Source organism: Pseudomonas sp. S150, from assembly GCF_004526365.1.
Classification (GTDB): domain Bacteria; phylum Pseudomonadota; class Gammaproteobacteria; order Pseudomonadales; family Pseudomonadaceae; genus Aquipseudomonas; species Aquipseudomonas putida_A.
On record NZ_CP038207.1, the window covers coordinates 1,006,221 to 1,021,669 of the forward strand.

The following is a 15,449-nucleotide window of genomic DNA, read 5'->3' on the forward strand; positions in this document are numbered from 1 at the left end:
GGACGCCTGCTTCCATCTTCACTGTGGGGACACATGCAGACACTCAAGGTCGATCTAGGCGAGCGCAGCTACCCGATTCATATTGGCGAAGGTTTGTTGGATCAGCCCGAGTTGCTGGCGCCGCATATCCATGGGCGGCAAGTGGCAATCATCTCCAACGAGACCGTTGCGCCGCTCTATCTCGAACGTCTGACCCGCAGCCTTGCGCAGTTCTCGGTGATCTCGGTGGTGCTGCCGGACGGCGAAGCCTTCAAGAACTGGGAAACCCTGCAACTGATCTTCGACGGCCTGCTGACTGCCCGTCACGACCGCCGCACCACAATCATCGCCCTCGGTGGTGGTGTCATCGGTGACATGGCCGGTTTTGCCGCCGCCTGCTACCAGCGCGGTGTCGATTTCATCCAGATTCCTACCACGCTGCTGTCCCAGGTCGATTCGTCGGTGGGCGGCAAGACCGGCATCAACCACCCGTTGGGCAAGAACATGGTCGGCGCGTTCTATCAGCCGAACGTGGTGCTGATCGATACCGCGTCCCTGAAAACCCTGCCAGAGCGTGAGCTGTCCGCTGGTCTGGCTGAAGTCATCAAGTACGGTCTGATCTGCGACGAGCCGTTCCTGACCTGGCTTGAAGACAACGTCGACGCTCTGCGCGCGCTGGATCAGAAGGCCCTGACCTATGCCATCGAGCGCTCCTGCGCGGCCAAGGCTGCAGTGGTCGGTGCCGATGAGAAGGAAACCGGCGTGCGCGCCACGCTCAATCTCGGCCACACCTTCGGCCACGCCATCGAGACCCACATGGGCTATGGTGTCTGGTTGCATGGTGAGGCGGTGGCCGCTGGCACCGTGATGGCGCTGGAAATGTCCGCGCGTCTGGGCTGGATCAGCGAGCAGGAACGTGATCGCGGCATTCGTCTGTTCCAGCGTGCCGGTCTGCCGGTGATTCCGCCGGAAGAAATGACCGAAGCCGATTTTCTCGAACATATGGCAATTGATAAAAAAGTGATCGACGGTCGTCTGCGCCTGGTGCTGCTGCGCCGGATGGGCGAAGCGGTGGTGACCGCCGATTATCCGAAAGAGGTTCTACAGGCCACGCTGGGAGCGGATTACCGCGCTCTGGCTCAGCTTAAAGGTTAATAAGATTCCGATGACTAGTTTGCATGCCGACGAGGCGTTCCTCGGCCATTTCCAGTTAAGTCACGACCCTTTCGCGCCGCGGGTGCCGGGCTTCAAATTCTTCCCGGCCCAGCGCAAACCGGTGCTGGGGCAATTGCACCACCTGGCGCGTTACAGCCAGTTGCTGCTGGTGGTCACCGGGCCGCAGGGCAGCGGCAAGACCTTGTTGCGTCAGGCGCTGGTAGCCAGCACCAACAAGCAATCGGTGCAAAGCGTTGTCGTGTCGGCCCGTGGAGCTGGCGATGCCGCCGGCGTGCTGCGTCAGGTGGCTCAGGCACTGAACGTGGCTCAGGCCGAAGTTGGCGCGATTCTGGATCAGGTAGTGCAACTCGCGCTTACCGGCCAGGAGGTCTATCTGCTGGTGGATGACGCCGAGCAGCTCGACGAATCCGCCCTCGAAGCGCTGATGGCGCTGGGTGCCGGGGCACCGGAAGGTCGCCCGCATGTGTTCCTGTTCGGTGAGTCGTCGCTGATCGCGCAACTGGAGGCCTTGCACCTCGAGGAAGAGCGCTTCCACGTCATCGAACTGCAGCCGTATACCGAAGAAGAGACCCGCGAATATCTCGACCAACGGCTGGAAGGTGCGGGCCGGGGTGTCGAACTTTTCACCGCGGATCAGATCTCTGAGATTCACGAAAGCGCCGAGGGTTGGCCTGGCAACATCAACCAGGTCGCTCGCGATGCACTGATCGAAGTCATGATTGCCAGCCGCTCTGCGGTCAAGCGTCCAAGTATGGGGTTCAACATGCCGAAGAAACACGTATTGGCGATATCCGCCGTCGTTGTGGTCGCGGTCGCCGCCGCCTGGCTGATGCCGGGTCGCAACAAGGCGCCAACCACCGGCGCACCCGCCAACGAACAGGCACAACTGCCATTGGGTCAGGGCGCCAAGGGTGGCGCACCGAATGTCGAGTTCGCCGGCAATACCCAGCCGATGCCGTTGCCGCTGGTCGGCAACTCGCAACCGGTGATGCGCGGCCCGTTGGCTGAGGCTGCTGGCGGTATCACCGAAGGTGACGACGGCGTGCCTGTCGAAGGCTCCAGCGCAACGCCGCCGACCGTCACGACTTCCGCACCACCGGCAGGTGTTCCGGCCGGCCCGGCTCCGACGCCAGTACCTGTTCCGGCGGCCAAGCCGACCCCGGCACCGACTCAGGTCGCCACCGCCAAGCCTGCTCCGGCAGCGCCAGCGGCCAAACCGGCTCCGGCTCCGGCCAAGCCTGTTGCGGCTGCCAAACCGGCCGAGAAGCCGGTTACCGTGGCCAAGGCTGCCAGTGGCAGCTGGTACGCCGGTCAACCGACCAGCAACTACGTGGTGCAGATCCTCGGCACCAGCTCCGAAGCGACCGCGCAGAACTTCGTCAAGGAGCAGGGCGGCGAGTACCGTTATTTCAAGAAAGTCCTTAACGGCAAGCCTCTCTACGTGATCACCTACGGCAACTTCGCCAATCGTGATGCAGCCGTTTCTGCCATCAAGGCCTTGCCAGCGAAGGTTCAGGCTGGTAAACCTTGGCCTCGCACTGTCGCCAGCGTCCAACAGGAACTGGCAACAACTCGCTGAAGATTCGGCGGCCTTACCCAGGCCGCCTCTCCAAGCACCTCAAAATTTCTACGAGTGCGCGCCGTCTCTACAGACCGCGTGCCTTGTGGTGTCTGCGTCACAGTAGTCTTTGAGTCGTTGCAGTCAAAATTAAAAAAGTTTTGACTAGCACAGCAGATCGCTTTAAACCTTTCACAAATGCGACATAGATTTGCGACATTTCGTCGTCAAATTTGTGAGCGTCTGTGTCGCTGTGTACAATGACCACCCTTTTGCCCCCGCAAAGCCGGCGTACGTTCGGCGCGGCAAGCAAGTGGTTGAATTGAAAAGAAATTTGCCTCGTAAAGAGGCAGCCTGGTGAGAAAGTGTCTATGAAAGCAGGTCTGTACCAACCAGATGAATTCAAGGATAACTGCGGTTTCGGCCTGATAGCCCATATGCAGGGCGAGCCCAGTCATACCCTTTTGCAAACGGCCATCGAGGCCCTGACCTGCATGACCCACCGCGGTGGGATTAATGCCGACGGCAAGACCGGTGACGGTTGCGGTCTGCTGATTCAAAAGCCTGACGCGTTCCTGCGGGCGATGGCCCAGGAAAACTTCAGCGTCGAACTGCCCAAGCAATATGCCGTGGGCATGGTTTTCTTCAACCAGGATCCGGCCAAGGCCGAAGCCGCTCGCGAGAACATGAACCGCGAGATCCTCGCTGAAGGCCTGCAACTGATCGGCTGGCGCAAAGTGCCGATCGACACCAGCGTCCTCGGCCGACTGGCCCTCGAGCGCCTGCCGCAGATCGAGCAGGTGTACATCGGCGGTGAAGGCCTGAGCGATCAGGACATGGCGGTCAAGCTGTTCAGCGCCCGTCGTCGCTCGTCGGTGGCCAACGCCGCCGACACCGACCACTACATCTGCAGCTTTTCGCACAAGACCATCATCTATAAAGGCCTGATGATGCCGGCCGACCTGGCCGCGTTCTATCCGGACCTGGGTGACCAGCGCCTGCAAACCGCGATCTGCGTGTTCCACCAGCGCTTCTCCACCAACACCTTGCCGAAATGGCCGCTGGCCCAGCCATTCCGCTTCCTCGCCCACAACGGCGAGATCAACACCATTACCGGTAACCGCAACTGGGCACAGGCCCGTCGGACCAAGTTCACCAACGATCTGATGGATCTGGAAGAGCTCGGCCCGCTGGTCAACCGTGTCGGTTCCGACTCCTCGAGCATGGACAACATGCTCGAACTGATGGTCACCGGTGGCATCGACCTGTTCCGTGGCGTGCGGATGATCATTCCGCCTGCGTGGCAGAACGTTGAAACCATGGACCCGGATCTGCGTGCGTTCTACGAGTACAACTCGATGCACATGGAGCCGTGGGACGGCCCGGCCGGCGTGGTGATGACCGATGGTCGTTACGCGGTGTGCCTGCTCGACCGTAACGGTCTGCGTCCGGCGCGCTGGGTCACCACCACCAACGGTTTCATTACCGTTGCGTCGGAAATCGGCGTCTGGAACTACCAGCCGCAAGACGTGATCGCCAAGGGCCGTGTCGGCCCGGGCCAGATCCTCGCCGTGGACACCGAGACCGGGCAGATCCTCGACACCGACGCGATCGACAACCGTCTGAAATCCCGTCATCCGTACAAGCAATGGCTGCGCAAGAACGCCCTGCGCATCCAGGCGACCATGGAAGACAACGACCACGGTTCGGCGTTCTACGATGTCGATCAGCTCAAGCAATACATGAAGATGTATCAGGTCACGTTTGAAGAGCGCGATCAGGTACTGCGTCCGCTTGGCGAACAAGGCTACGAAGCCGTTGGCTCGATGGGCGACGACACGCCGATGGCCGTGCTGTCGCAGCGCGTGCGCACGCCGTACGACTATTTCCGCCAGCAGTTCGCGCAGGTCACCAACCCGCCGATCGACCCGCTGCGTGAAGCGATCGTGATGTCGCTGGAAATCTGCCTCGGGGCCGAGCGCAACATCTTCCAGGAATCGCCGGAGCACGCCTCGCGCGTGATCCTCAGCTCGCCAGTGATCTCGCCGGCCAAGTGGCGCTCGTTGATGAACCTCGACCGCCCGGGTTTCGAGCGGCAGATCATCGACCTCAACTACGACGAAAGCGTCGGCCTCGAAGCGGCGATCCGCAACGTTGCCGATCAGGCTGAAGAAGCCGTGCGTGCCGGGCGTACCCAGATCGTTCTGAGTGACCGCCATATCGCCCCGGGCAAGCTGCCGATCCACGCTTCGCTGGCCACCGGTGCAGTGCACCATCGTCTGACCGAAAAAGGCCTGCGCTGCGATTCCAACATCCTCGTGGAAACCGCCACCGCGCGCGATCCGCACCACTTTGCGGTGCTGATCGGTTTCGGCGCCTCGGCGGTCTATCCGTTCCTGGCCTACGAAGTGCTGGGCGACCTGATCCGCACCGGTGAAGTGCTGGGCGACCTCTATGAGGTGTTCAAGAACTACCGCAAAGGCATCACCAAAGGCCTGTTGAAGATCCTGTCGAAGATGGGCATCTCGACCATCGCCTCGTACCGTGGTGCGCAACTGTTCGAAGCCATCGGCCTGTCCGAAGAAGTGTGCGAACTGAGCTTCCGTGGCGTGCCGAGCCGCATCAAGGGTGCGCGTTTCGTCGACATCGAAGCCGAGCAGAAAGCCCTCGCTACCGAAGCCTGGAGTCCGCGCAAGCCGATCCAGCAGGGCGGTCTGCTGAAGTTCGTCCACGGCGGCGAATATCACGCTTACAACCCGGACGTGGTCAACACCCTGCAAGCCGCCGTGCAGCAGGGCGACTACGCCAAGTTCAAGGAATACACCTCGCTGGTGGACAACCGTCCGGTGTCGATGATTCGCGACCTGTTCAAGGTCAAGACCCTCGACAAGCCGCTGGACATCAGTGAAGTCGAACCGCTGGAATCGGTGCTCAAGCGCTTCGACTCCGCCGGTATCTCGCTGGGCGCACTGTCGCCGGAAGCCCACGAAGCCCTGGCCGAAGCCATGAACCGCCTCGGTGCGCGTTCCAACTCCGGCGAAGGCGGCGAAGACCCGGCGCGCTACGGCACCATCAAGAGCTCGAAAATCAAGCAGGTCGCGACCGGCCGTTTCGGTGTCACCCCGGAATACTTGGTCAACGCCGAAGTGCTGCAGATCAAGGTCGCTCAGGGCGCCAAACCGGGCGAGGGCGGGCAACTGCCGGGCGGCAAGGTCAACGGGCTGATCGCCAAGCTGCGTTACGCAGTGCCGGGCGTGACCCTGATTTCGCCACCGCCGCACCACGACATCTACTCGATCGAAGACTTGTCGCAACTGATCTTCGACCTGAAACAGGTCAACCCGAAGGCACTGGTTTCGGTGAAACTGGTAGCGGAAGCGGGCGTCGGCACCATCGCCGCCGGTGTGGCCAAGGCCTATGCGGACTTGATCACCATCTCCGGTTACGACGGTGGCACCGGTGCTTCGCCGCTGACCTCGATCAAATACGCGGGCGCTCCGTGGGAACTCGGCCTGGCTGAAACCCACCAGACCCTGCGCGGCAACGACCTGCGCGGCAAAGTCCGGGTGCAGACCGACGGCGGCCTGAAAACCGGCCTCGACGTGATCAAGGCCGCGATCCTCGGCGCCGAAAGTTTCGGCTTCGGTACAGCGCCAATGATTGCCCTGGGTTGCAAATACCTGCGCATCTGCCACCTGAACAACTGCGCCACCGGCGTTGCGACGCAGAACGAGAAGCTGCGCAAGGATCACTACATCGGTACCGTCGACATGGTGGTGAACTTCTTCACCTACGTCGCCGAAGAAACCCGTGAGTGGCTGGCCAAGCTCGGCGTGCGTTCCCTCGAAGAGCTGATCGGCCGTACCGATCTGCTGGAAATCCTCGAAGGCCAGACCGCCAAGCAACACCACCTGGATCTGACTCCGCTACTGGGCAGCGATCACATCCCGGCGGACAAACCGCAGTTCTGCGGCGTCGAGCGCAACCCGCCGTTCGACCAAGGCCTGCTGGCCGAGAAAATGGTCGACATGGCGACGTCGGCGATCAACGACCTCAGCGGCGCCGAGTTCGAACTGGACATCTGCAACTGCGACCGTTCGATCGGTGCGCGGATCTCCGGCGAAATCGCGCGCAAGCACGGCAATCAGGGCATGTCCAACGCGCCGATCACCTTCCGCTTCAAAGGCACGGCCGGTCAGAGCTTCGGCGTGTGGAACGCTGGTGGTCTGCACATGTACCTGGAAGGCGACGCCAACGACTACGTCGGCAAAGGCATGACCGGCGGCAAGCTGGTCATCGTGCCGCCGAAGGGCAGCGTCTATCAGACTCAGAACAGCGCCATCATCGGCAACACCTGCCTGTACGGCGCCACCGGCGGCAAGTTGTTCGCCGCCGGCACCGCAGGCGAGCGTTTTGCCGTGCGTAACTCCGGTGCCCACACGGTCGTGGAAGGCACTGGCGATCACTGCTGCGAGTACATGACCGGTGGTTTCGTCTGCGTCCTGGGCAAGACCGGTTACAACTTCGGCTCTGGCATGACCGGCGGTTTCGCCTACGTGCTCGATCAGGACAACACCTTCGTTGACCGGGTCAACCACGAACTGGTGGAAATCCAGCGGATCAGCGGCGAGGCGATGGAAGCCTACCGCAGCCACCTGCAGAACGTGCTGAACGAGTACGTCAAGGAAACCGAGAGCGAGTGGGGTCGTGAACTCGCCGAGAACCTTGATGACTACCTGCGTCGTTTCTGGCTGGTCAAGCCTAAGGCTGCCAACCTGAAGTCGTTGCTTTCCAGCACTCGTGCCAACCCGCAGTGATATGCGCCTGAAGAGTTTGATGAGGTTTTAACAATGGCTGAACGTCTGAATAACGACTTCCAGTTCATCGATGTCGGGCGCAAGGATCCGAAGAAGAAACTGTTGCGTCAACGCAAGAAAGAGTTCGTCGAGATCTACGAACCGTTCAAACCCCAGCAGTCGGCCGACCAGGCCCACCGCTGCCTGGGTTGCGGCAACCCGTATTGCGAGTGGAAGTGCCCGGTGCACAACTTCATTCCCAACTGGCTGAAGCTGGTGGCCGAGGGCAACATCCTCCAGGCCGCCGAGCTGTCGCACCAGACCAACACCCTGCCGGAAGTCTGCGGCCGGGTGTGCCCGCAGGATCGGCTGTGCGAGGGTGCCTGCACCCTCAACGACGGTTTCGGTGCGGTGACCATCGGTTCGGTCGAGAAGTACATCACCGACACCGCATTCGCCATGGGCTGGCGCCCGGACATGTCCAAGGTCAAACCGACCGGCAAACGTGTCGCGATCATCGGTGCCGGCCCGGCGGGTCTGGGCTGTGCCGACGTGCTGGTGCGTGGCGGTGTGACCCCGGTGGTGTTCGACAAGAACCCGGAAATCGGCGGTCTGCTGACCTTCGGCATTCCCGAGTTCAAGCTTGAGAAGACCGTGCTGAGCAATCGTCGCGAAGTCTTCACCGGCATGGGCATTGAGTTCCGCCTCAACACTGAGGTCGGCAAGGACGTGACCATGGAGCAACTGCTCGCCGAATACGATGCGGTATTCATGGGCATGGGCACCTACACCTACATGAAGGGCGGTTTTGCCGGTGAGGACCTGCCGGGCGTCTACGACGCGCTGGACTTCCTGATTGCCAACGTCAACCGCAACCTGGGCTTTGAAAAGTCGCCGGAAGATTTCGTCGACATGAAAGGCAAGAAGGTCGTGGTACTCGGTGGTGGCGACACGGCGATGGACTGCAACCGCACCTCGATCCGTCAGGGCGCCAAGTCGGTGACCTGTGCTTATCGTCGTGACGAAGCGAACATGCCCGGCTCGCGCAAAGAGGTGAAGAACGCCAAGGAAGAAGGCGTGAAATTCCTCTACAACCGCCAGCCGATCGCCATCGTTGGCGAAGACAAGGTTGAAGGCGTGAAAGTGGTCGAGACCCGTCTCGGCGAACCGGACGCCCGTGGCCGCCGCAGCCCCGAGCCGATCCCGGGCTCCGAAGAGATCATCCCGGCCGACGCCGTGGTCATCGCGTTCGGTTTCCGCCCGAGCCCGGCACCGTGGTTCGAACAGTTCGAAATCCAGACCGACAGCCAGGGCCGCGTCGTCGCGCCTGAGCACGGTCAGTACAAGCACCAGACCAGCAACCCGAAAATCTTCGCCGGTGGCGACATGGTGCGCGGTTCCGACCTGGTGGTAACGGCAATCTTCGAAGGCCGCAATGCCGCCGAAGGGATCCTCGATTACTTGGGCGTCTGATTACATTTCAGCCTGAAATGCGATCAGAAATGTGGGAGCGGGCTTGCTCGCGAAGGCTTTGTATCAGTCACCCGATGTATTGACTGACGCACCGCTTTCGCGAGCAAGCCCGCTCCCACACTGGTTTCTGTGCGCTCAATACAGCGCAATAAATTGACCCGATAGACAAAAGGCTGACCTGCATCCGTGCCTTTTGCGTCGCGCTCTGAGAAAATGCCCGCACTTTTTTTCCGGATGCCGACATGACTGCCCTGAAGAACGACCGTTTCCTCCGCGCCCTGCTCAAGCAACCCGTTGACGTCACCCCGGTGTGGATGATGCGCCAGGCCGGCCGCTACCTGCCTGAATACCGCGCCAGCCGTGCCCAGGCCGGTGATTTCATGAGCCTGTGCATGAATCCGGAATTCGCTTGCGAAGTCACAATGCAACCGCTCGACCGCTACCCGCAACTGGACGCGGCGATCCTGTTTTCCGACATCCTCACCATTCCCGATGCCATGGGCCAGGGCCTGTACTTCGAGACCGGTGAAGGCCCGCGCTTCAAGAAAGTCGTCAGCACCCTGGCCGACATCGAAGCGTTGCCGATCCCTGATCCGCACAAAGACCTCGGCTACGTGATGGACGCGGTCAGCACCATCCGCCGCGAGCTGAATGGTCGTGTGCCGCTGATCGGCTTCTCCGGCAGCCCGTGGACCCTCGCCACCTACATGGTTGAAGGCGGTTCGTCGAAGGACTTCCGCAAGACCAAGGCGATGCTATACGACAACCCGCAAGCCATGCACTTGCTGCTGGACAAGCTGGCACAGTCGGTGACCTCGTACCTCAACGGCCAGATCCAGGCCGGCGCGCAAGCGGTGCAGATCTTCGATACCTGGGGCGGCAACCTGTCGGCGGCGGCGTACCAGGAGTTCTCCCTGGCCTACATGAAGAAAATCGTCAGCGGCCTGATCCGCGAGCACGACGGTCGCAAGGTGCCGGTGATCCTCTTCACCAAGAACGGCGGCCTGTGGCTGGAAAGCATCGCCGACGCTGGCGCCGACGCACTGGGCCTGGACTGGACCTGCGACATCGGCAACGCCCGCGCCCGTGTCGGCGACAAGGTCGCGCTGCAAGGCAACATGGACCCGACCGTGCTCTACGCCAAACCGGAAGCGATCCGCACTGAAGTCGGTCGTATTCTGGCCAGCTATGGCAAAGGCAGTGGCCACGTGTTCAACCTCGGCCACGGCATCACCCCTGAGGTCGATCCGGAGCATGCCGGTGCGTTCCTGCGTGCGGTGCACGAGTTGTCGGCGCAGTATCACGAGTAAGACGTTGACACGACCGCCCGAATGCAATGTTCGGGCGGTAATTGATTTTTTTATGTTTAAGTTGAAAGTGCAATAAACCTTGCTCGTAAAGATTGTTTACTTTGTGCAGTTTCTGTTAATGGTTTTCTCGTTGACGCTGATAATTCAGAGCCTTGTAATGGCGCCACTTGTTTATCAGGATGGTTGCAATGAAAAGGGTTGGATATTCGCGTCTCCAGATTGCTTTGCACTGGATATCTGCGGCAGTAATTTTATGGGCTCTATTGTCTGGCTTCTATGTGTCAGTCATTAAAGTTGCACCGGAAACAAAATTGATAGTCGGATTTATAAATGTTTCGGTGACGGCTTTATTTATTCCGGTATTTATACTGAGATTGTATATTTCTGTCAGAGGCTCTCATACCTCTCGCGAGGTGGCCAGGCCCTTTATGGAGTGCCTGGCGAGCTGGATGCATAAGTCTATTTATCTGATGACGGCGGTTGTCTTGCTCACAGGAATATTAATGATGGATCGACCGATCAATATATTTGATCTGGTTCTTATTCCGGCGCCGCTGAACGATCTACAGTGGATTGATCGGTTCTTCGTCATCCATGTTTGGGCGTGCGTGATGTTACTGGTTCAAGTAGCGCTACACATCGCAGCCGTTATCAAACACGAAATGTGTGGGCGCCGAATCCTGAAAAAAATGGTGTTCTGACTCAAGCGGGAGCGCTGCCACCGAGGGGCGGCAACTTCGCCAGTTTCAACGCCACCAACAGCGCGATCATCAACAGGGCGCCAATAAACAGGCCGATGCCATTCCACCCGCCGAGATGCCAGAACACCCCGCCAGCCGTGCCGGCAATACTCGACCCGGCGTAATAACTGAATAGGTACAACGACGACGCCTGGCCCTTGGCCTTGGTCGCACGCCGGCCGATCCAGCTGCTCGCCACCGAGTGCGCGCCGAAGAAGCCGAAGGTGAAGATCAGCATGCCGACGATCACCAGCAACAGCGGCGTGAACATAGTCAGTGCAAGGCCGGCGAACATCAGTGCGATGGTTGCCCACAGCACTTTGCGCCGCCCCAGTTTGTCCGCCAGCGAACCGATTTTCGCCGAACTGTAGATGCCCGACAGGTACACCACCGACAGCAAACCGACGAACACCTGATCGAGGTTGTACGGCGCGGCCAGCAGGCGATAACCGATGTAGTTGAACAGGGTGACGAAGGCGCCCATCAGCACGAACGCTTCAAGAAACAGCAGCGGCAGGCCGGCGTCGCGAAAGTGCATGGTGAAGCCATCAAGCAGGCTGCGTGGATGCAGTGAGCGTGAGCGGAAGTTGCGCGATTCGGGAAGGATCTTCCAGAACACCGCCGCTGCGACCAGCGCCAGACCGCCAATCACCAGCATCGCCGTGTGCCAGCTGACGAAGTCGATCAACACTCCGGTGATCAAGCGTCCGCTCATCCCGCCAATCGCGTTACCGCCGATGTACAGGCCCATCGCCAGACCGATGTGCTGCGGGTGGATTTCCTCACTCAGGTAAGTCATCGCCACGGCCGCCAGGCCGCTCAGTGACAGGCCGATCAGCGCACGCATGATCAGCACGCCGTGCCAGCTCGGCATCATCGAGCTGGCGATGGTGCACAACGCGGCGGCGAACAGTGCCGCGACCATCACCGGTTTGCGTCCGACCCGGTCGGAGATCGGCCCGGTGATCAGCAGACCGAAGGCCAGCATGCCGGTCGCCACCGACAGAATCAGGCTGCTCTGCGCGGCGTTGATCGAATATTCGTGGGACAGCAGCGGCATCATCGGCTGCACGCAGTACAGCAGGGCGAAGGTCGCGAAGCCGCCGCTGAACAGCGCCAGCACCGTGCGCATGAACATCGGTGTACCTTTTTCGATGTAGATCTCCTGCAGCTCGGCGATGACATCGTCCGTCGCGGCAGGCGGAACTTCATGGGCAAGAGGGGCGGCGGCGGTTTTCACATCAGACCTCGGAGGGCACGGCCAGGCAGGCAATGAAAAAATCATATAGCTGGCTAATGTTTCTATCCAATATATTGTTCGACCTGTTTGATAGCTTTAACGACCTAATGGGGTTTCCATGGAATTGCGTCATCTGCGCTACTTCATCGCCGTCGCCGAAGAACTGCATTTCGGCCGCGCCGCACAGGTGCTGGGGATCTCTCAGCCACCACTGAGTCAGCAGATTCAGGCGTTGGAGCAAGAGGTCGGCGCGCGGTTGTTCGAGCGCACCAATCGTCGGGTCGAGCTGAGCGAGGCCGGCCGATTGTTTCTGCAGGAGGCGCGACTGGTGCTGGCGCAGGTCGACAAAGCGGCGGACGTTGCCCGGCGTGCGCAACTCGGCGAACTGGGCGAATTGAAGATTGGCTTCACCTCGTCGGCGCCGTTCAACTCGACCATTCCCCAGGCGATTTTTGCTTTTCGCCAGCGTTTCCCGGCAGTGCATCTGAACCTGCGGGAGATGAGCAGCACCATGGTCGCGGACGCGCTGGTGGATGAGTCGATCGAAGTCGGCATCATGCGTCCGCTGGGTCTACCGGATTCGCTGAGTGTGGTGGAGCTGATGCGTGAGCCGCTGGTGGCGGTGCTCGGCTCCAAACATCCGTTGGCGCAAGGCAGCGAGGAAGGGCTGTTCCTCTCGGCGCTGGCGCTGGAGCCGTTCGTGTTCTTTCCGCGCAGCTACGGCAGCGGGCTGTATGCGCAACTGCTCAGTCTGGCCCGCGATGCCGGATTCAGTCCGCACTTCGCCCAGGAGGCCGGTGAGGCGATGACCATCATCGGACTGGTCGCAGCGGGGCTGGGGGTTTCGGTGTTGCCGGCGTCGTATCAGCGGATGCGCATTGACGGTGTGGTCTATCGACCACTGCTCGATCCGGAGGCGGTGTCGGCGGTGTGGCTGGTGCAGCGCAAGGATCAGAAATCGCCGATGGCCAAGGCGTTCGTCGAGCTGCTGACGCGCAAGGTTGAGCCTTCAAGTGGGTGATGGCTACCGGCCTCTTCGCGAGCAAGCCCGCTCCCACAACTGGAATGCAGTCCCCTGTGGGAGCGGGCTTGCTCGCGAAGACGCCCGCCCAAACACCACATTTCTCAGGGCAACCGCACCAGATCCCCCTTCAACGCCACCCGCGTCACAAACACCCCGGCCCGGCACTCATAAGTATTCAAATCCTTGCGCACATGCTGGTCGTAATAACTGACGATATTGACCACCGCATTCGCCCCGACCCGTTTGGCGTCGGCCTGCAACTTGATCAGGTTCGACTGCAGCACCCACTCGCAGGAATCGTGATCACTCTTGTTGAAGCCGTTGGTGCGCAAATCACTGACCACATCCCGGCGTAACAACTGCTGCGTGCCCTGCGGCCCATTGCCGATCAGATAGAACTTCACACTGCCATCCAGCCGCCCGGCGCGAATCGCATCCGAGAGCACGGTTTCGAACGGCATGTACATCAGGTTGGTGGCGTGGCTGGCGCTGGGCAATAACCCGAGGAGCGTGGCGGCGATCAGGGCTTTCACTTGCATGGTCATCTCCTTGACGGTGAAAGAGAACCGCGAGTGCTCGAACAATGGGCTCGCCGTTCTGGCTGGCGATGGTTGAGAGCCGCAGGACGAGTGTAGTTGTCGTTCAGGTGATGAGAGGAGTCAGCCCTTTACATTTCTGGTAACGGAACTGCTTTAGGGAAAGTTGCGGTAAATGCGCAAAATCAGTTCTTTTTAGTGAGTGCCATGGATGCCACTTCTCTATCAGCCCAAGGAGGGCAGTGTTCTGATCTGTGATTTCAGAGGTTTTGAAGTACCGGAGATGGTCAAAATCAGGCCCGTGGTGGTGATACGCAAGCACCGATCCAACAGTTTGTTGGTGACTGTGGTGCCATTGAGTACAACTGCGCCGGATTGTGTGCTGGAGCATCATCTGGAGCTCGCCAGCCATCTTCAAGGTGCCAGTTCAACCTGCTGGGCAAAATGCGACATGGTAGCGACGGTCAGTCTTGCGCGACTGGACAGGATCAGAAGTAAAGACCGTCACGGAAAGCGTGTTTACTTGATTTCACATCTTGCAACAGACGAGTTTTACGCCATCAAGACTGCGGTTAGAAAGGCCTTGGGCGTGTAGTAGCCGTTGAGAGGGTGCATCGAAGCCAATTGCCATCCATTGCTGGTAATGACATTTCAGGCAATACTGCCGGCGTTCCCGAAAGGGGCTTGTGAGACTCTGAGGATCCTGGGCAACCAGCCATCACAGAGCCAGACAGGTGGAAGGGCGATGACAAGCCAACCTGTTTGTGAAAGGGCGCCGCAAGGCGCCCTTTGTCGTTTCTACTGTCAATCAATCGACGTGGGCCAAATCCCCACGCAACGCCACGCTCGCACACCACCAGGCCGGCGCGGCACTGGAATTTCTCGGTGTCTTTGTACAGGTCGCGCTGGTCGACGCTGGCGATGTTGATCACGGCGTTGGCGTCGGCTTTTTTCGCGGCGTTCTGCAGGGTGGCGAGGGCCGACTGCAGCGCCCAGAAGCAGGCGTCGGTGTCGGACTTGTTCGAGCCGTTGGTTTTGCGGCTGCTGCTGACGGTGTCGAGTTTGCGCACCTGTTTTGGCAGGGTTTCGCCGGCCAGGTAGAACTTCACGCTGCCGTCGAGCAGGCCGGCGTCGGTGGCGCGTTTGACGCCCTCGCGAAAGCTCAGGTAGGTCGGTTCGTCGGCGCCTTGCTTGACGATGCCCAAGTCGTTGACGAACTCGATGTCCGGGTTGATCGACAGTTCCTTGAGCACGTTGTCGCGCAGGCGGTTGACCCAGCGATTGTAGTTGCCGTGGATCTTGCCGTCCTTGGCGTCGAGGCCGTAGCTGCTGCGGTAGTCGATTTCAAACGAGGTCGGGCTGAACGGGATGTCGACTTCGGCGTGGTGACGGCCGCGTACGGTAATCGCCGCTTTGATCATGCCCGGGCGCACCGACTGCACCACCCACTGGCGATCATTGAGTGCGGTGACGATGGCGCGGCTCATCTGTTGCTGGGTGAAGCCGAGGTTGGGCGAGAACTCTTCCTTGGCGTTGTAAACCGGTTTGCTGGTGCAACCGCCGAGCACAAAGGCTAGGGCCAGCAGGGCGGCGATGCGGTGAAACTGAGTCATTCCC

The 15,449-nt window shown here is 60.2% G+C and carries 11 protein-coding genes; 8 read left to right on the forward strand and 3 right to left on the reverse strand.

Features of this window, described 5'->3' with window-relative positions:
• Nucleotides 1-33: 33 nt before the first annotated feature.
• The 6 genes from aroB to E3Z29_RS04700 all read left to right on the forward strand — a co-directional run bounded on the left by aroB (nt 34) and on the right by E3Z29_RS04700 (nt 10,993).
• Nucleotides 34-1,134, forward strand: a complete 1,101-nt coding sequence (aroB, locus tag E3Z29_RS04670; RefSeq protein ID WP_027611317.1) for a 3-dehydroquinate synthase — start codon at nt 34-36, stop codon at nt 1,132-1,134.
• Nucleotides 1,135-1,144: 10 nt separating this feature from the next.
• Nucleotides 1,145-2,734 (forward strand): AAA family ATPase, encoded by a 1,590-nt coding sequence (locus E3Z29_RS04675; RefSeq protein ID WP_098966820.1) that lies wholly within the window; start codon nt 1,145-1,147, stop codon nt 2,732-2,734.
• 350 nt (nt 2,735-3,084) lie between these two features.
• Nucleotides 3,085-7,530 (forward strand): glutamate synthase large subunit, encoded by a 4,446-nt coding sequence (gene gltB, locus E3Z29_RS04685; RefSeq protein WP_134785248.1) that lies wholly within the window; start codon nt 3,085-3,087, stop codon nt 7,528-7,530.
• Between the two features lie 33 nt (nt 7,531-7,563).
• Entirely contained in the window at nt 7,564-8,982 is a 1,419-nt protein-coding gene (locus tag E3Z29_RS04690; RefSeq protein WP_134785249.1) for an FAD-dependent oxidoreductase, read from the forward strand.
• A gap of 242 nt (nt 8,983-9,224) precedes the next feature.
• On the forward strand, nt 9,225-10,292 hold the full coding sequence (gene hemE, locus E3Z29_RS04695; protein WP_097087025.1) for a uroporphyrinogen decarboxylase: 1,068 nt from the start codon (nt 9,225-9,227) through the stop codon (nt 10,290-10,292).
• A 188-nt stretch (nt 10,293-10,480) separates the two neighbouring features.
• A complete protein-coding gene (locus tag E3Z29_RS04700; RefSeq protein ID WP_098968473.1) occupies nt 10,481-10,993 on the forward strand; it encodes a cytochrome b in 513 nt (170 codons plus the stop codon).
• Between the two features lies 1 nt (nt 10,994).
• Here E3Z29_RS04700 and E3Z29_RS04705 read toward each other — a convergent pair whose 3' ends face one another.
• Nucleotides 10,995-12,272, reverse strand: a complete 1,278-nt coding sequence (locus E3Z29_RS04705; protein ID WP_134785250.1) for an MFS transporter — start codon at nt 12,270-12,272, stop codon at nt 10,995-10,997.
• A 118-nt stretch (nt 12,273-12,390) separates the two neighbouring features.
• Here E3Z29_RS04705 and E3Z29_RS04710 point away from each other — a divergent pair, with 118 nt between their 5' ends.
• Nucleotides 12,391-13,293 (forward strand): LysR family transcriptional regulator, encoded by a 903-nt coding sequence (locus E3Z29_RS04710; RefSeq protein WP_134785251.1) that lies wholly within the window; start codon nt 12,391-12,393, stop codon nt 13,291-13,293.
• Between the two features lie 104 nt (nt 13,294-13,397).
• On the opposite strand, the gene E3Z29_RS04720 is transcribed toward E3Z29_RS04710, so the two are convergent.
• Nucleotides 13,398-13,835 carry a hypothetical protein gene (locus tag E3Z29_RS04720; protein ID WP_003220915.1) on the reverse strand — a complete coding sequence of 146 codons (438 nt, stop codon included), beginning with the start codon at nt 13,833-13,835 and terminating at the stop codon, nt 13,398-13,400.
• 208 nt (nt 13,836-14,043) lie between these two features.
• Here E3Z29_RS04720 and E3Z29_RS04725 point away from each other — a divergent pair, with 208 nt between their 5' ends.
• Nucleotides 14,044-14,427, forward strand: coding sequence for a type II toxin-antitoxin system PemK/MazF family toxin (locus E3Z29_RS04725; RefSeq protein ID WP_115985328.1), 384 nt, complete (start codon nt 14,044-14,046; stop codon nt 14,425-14,427).
• On the opposite strand, the gene E3Z29_RS04730 is transcribed toward E3Z29_RS04725, so the two are convergent.
• A complete protein-coding gene (locus E3Z29_RS04730; RefSeq protein ID WP_177416186.1) occupies nt 14,405-15,445 on the reverse strand; it encodes a hypothetical protein in 1,041 nt (346 codons plus the stop codon). The genes E3Z29_RS04725 and E3Z29_RS04730 overlap by 23 nt on opposite strands.
• Between the last annotated feature and the right edge of the window lie 4 nt (nt 15,446-15,449).

Coding starts and splice junctions, on each gene's coding strand:
- aroB (WP_027611317.1), top strand. CDS start 34: ATGCAGACACTCAAGGTCGATCTAGGCGAGCGCAGCTACCCGATTCAT.
- E3Z29_RS04675 (WP_098966820.1), top strand. CDS start 1,145: ATGACTAGTTTGCATGCCGACGAGGCGTTCCTCGGCCATTTCCAGTTA.
- gltB (WP_134785248.1), top strand. CDS start 3,085: ATGAAAGCAGGTCTGTACCAACCAGATGAATTCAAGGATAACTGCGGT.
- E3Z29_RS04690 (WP_134785249.1), top strand. CDS start 7,564: ATGGCTGAACGTCTGAATAACGACTTCCAGTTCATCGATGTCGGGCGC.
- hemE (WP_097087025.1), top strand. CDS start 9,225: ATGACTGCCCTGAAGAACGACCGTTTCCTCCGCGCCCTGCTCAAGCAA.
- E3Z29_RS04700 (WP_098968473.1), top strand. CDS start 10,481: ATGAAAAGGGTTGGATATTCGCGTCTCCAGATTGCTTTGCACTGGATA.
- E3Z29_RS04710 (WP_134785251.1), top strand. CDS start 12,391: ATGGAATTGCGTCATCTGCGCTACTTCATCGCCGTCGCCGAAGAACTG.
- E3Z29_RS04720 (WP_003220915.1), bottom strand. CDS start 13,835: ATGCAAGTGAAAGCCCTGATCGCCGCCACGCTCCTCGGGTTATTGCCC.
- E3Z29_RS04725 (WP_115985328.1), top strand. CDS start 14,044: ATGCCACTTCTCTATCAGCCCAAGGAGGGCAGTGTTCTGATCTGTGAT.
- E3Z29_RS04730 (WP_177416186.1), bottom strand. CDS start 15,445: ATGACTCAGTTTCACCGCATCGCCGCCCTGCTGGCCCTAGCCTTTGTG.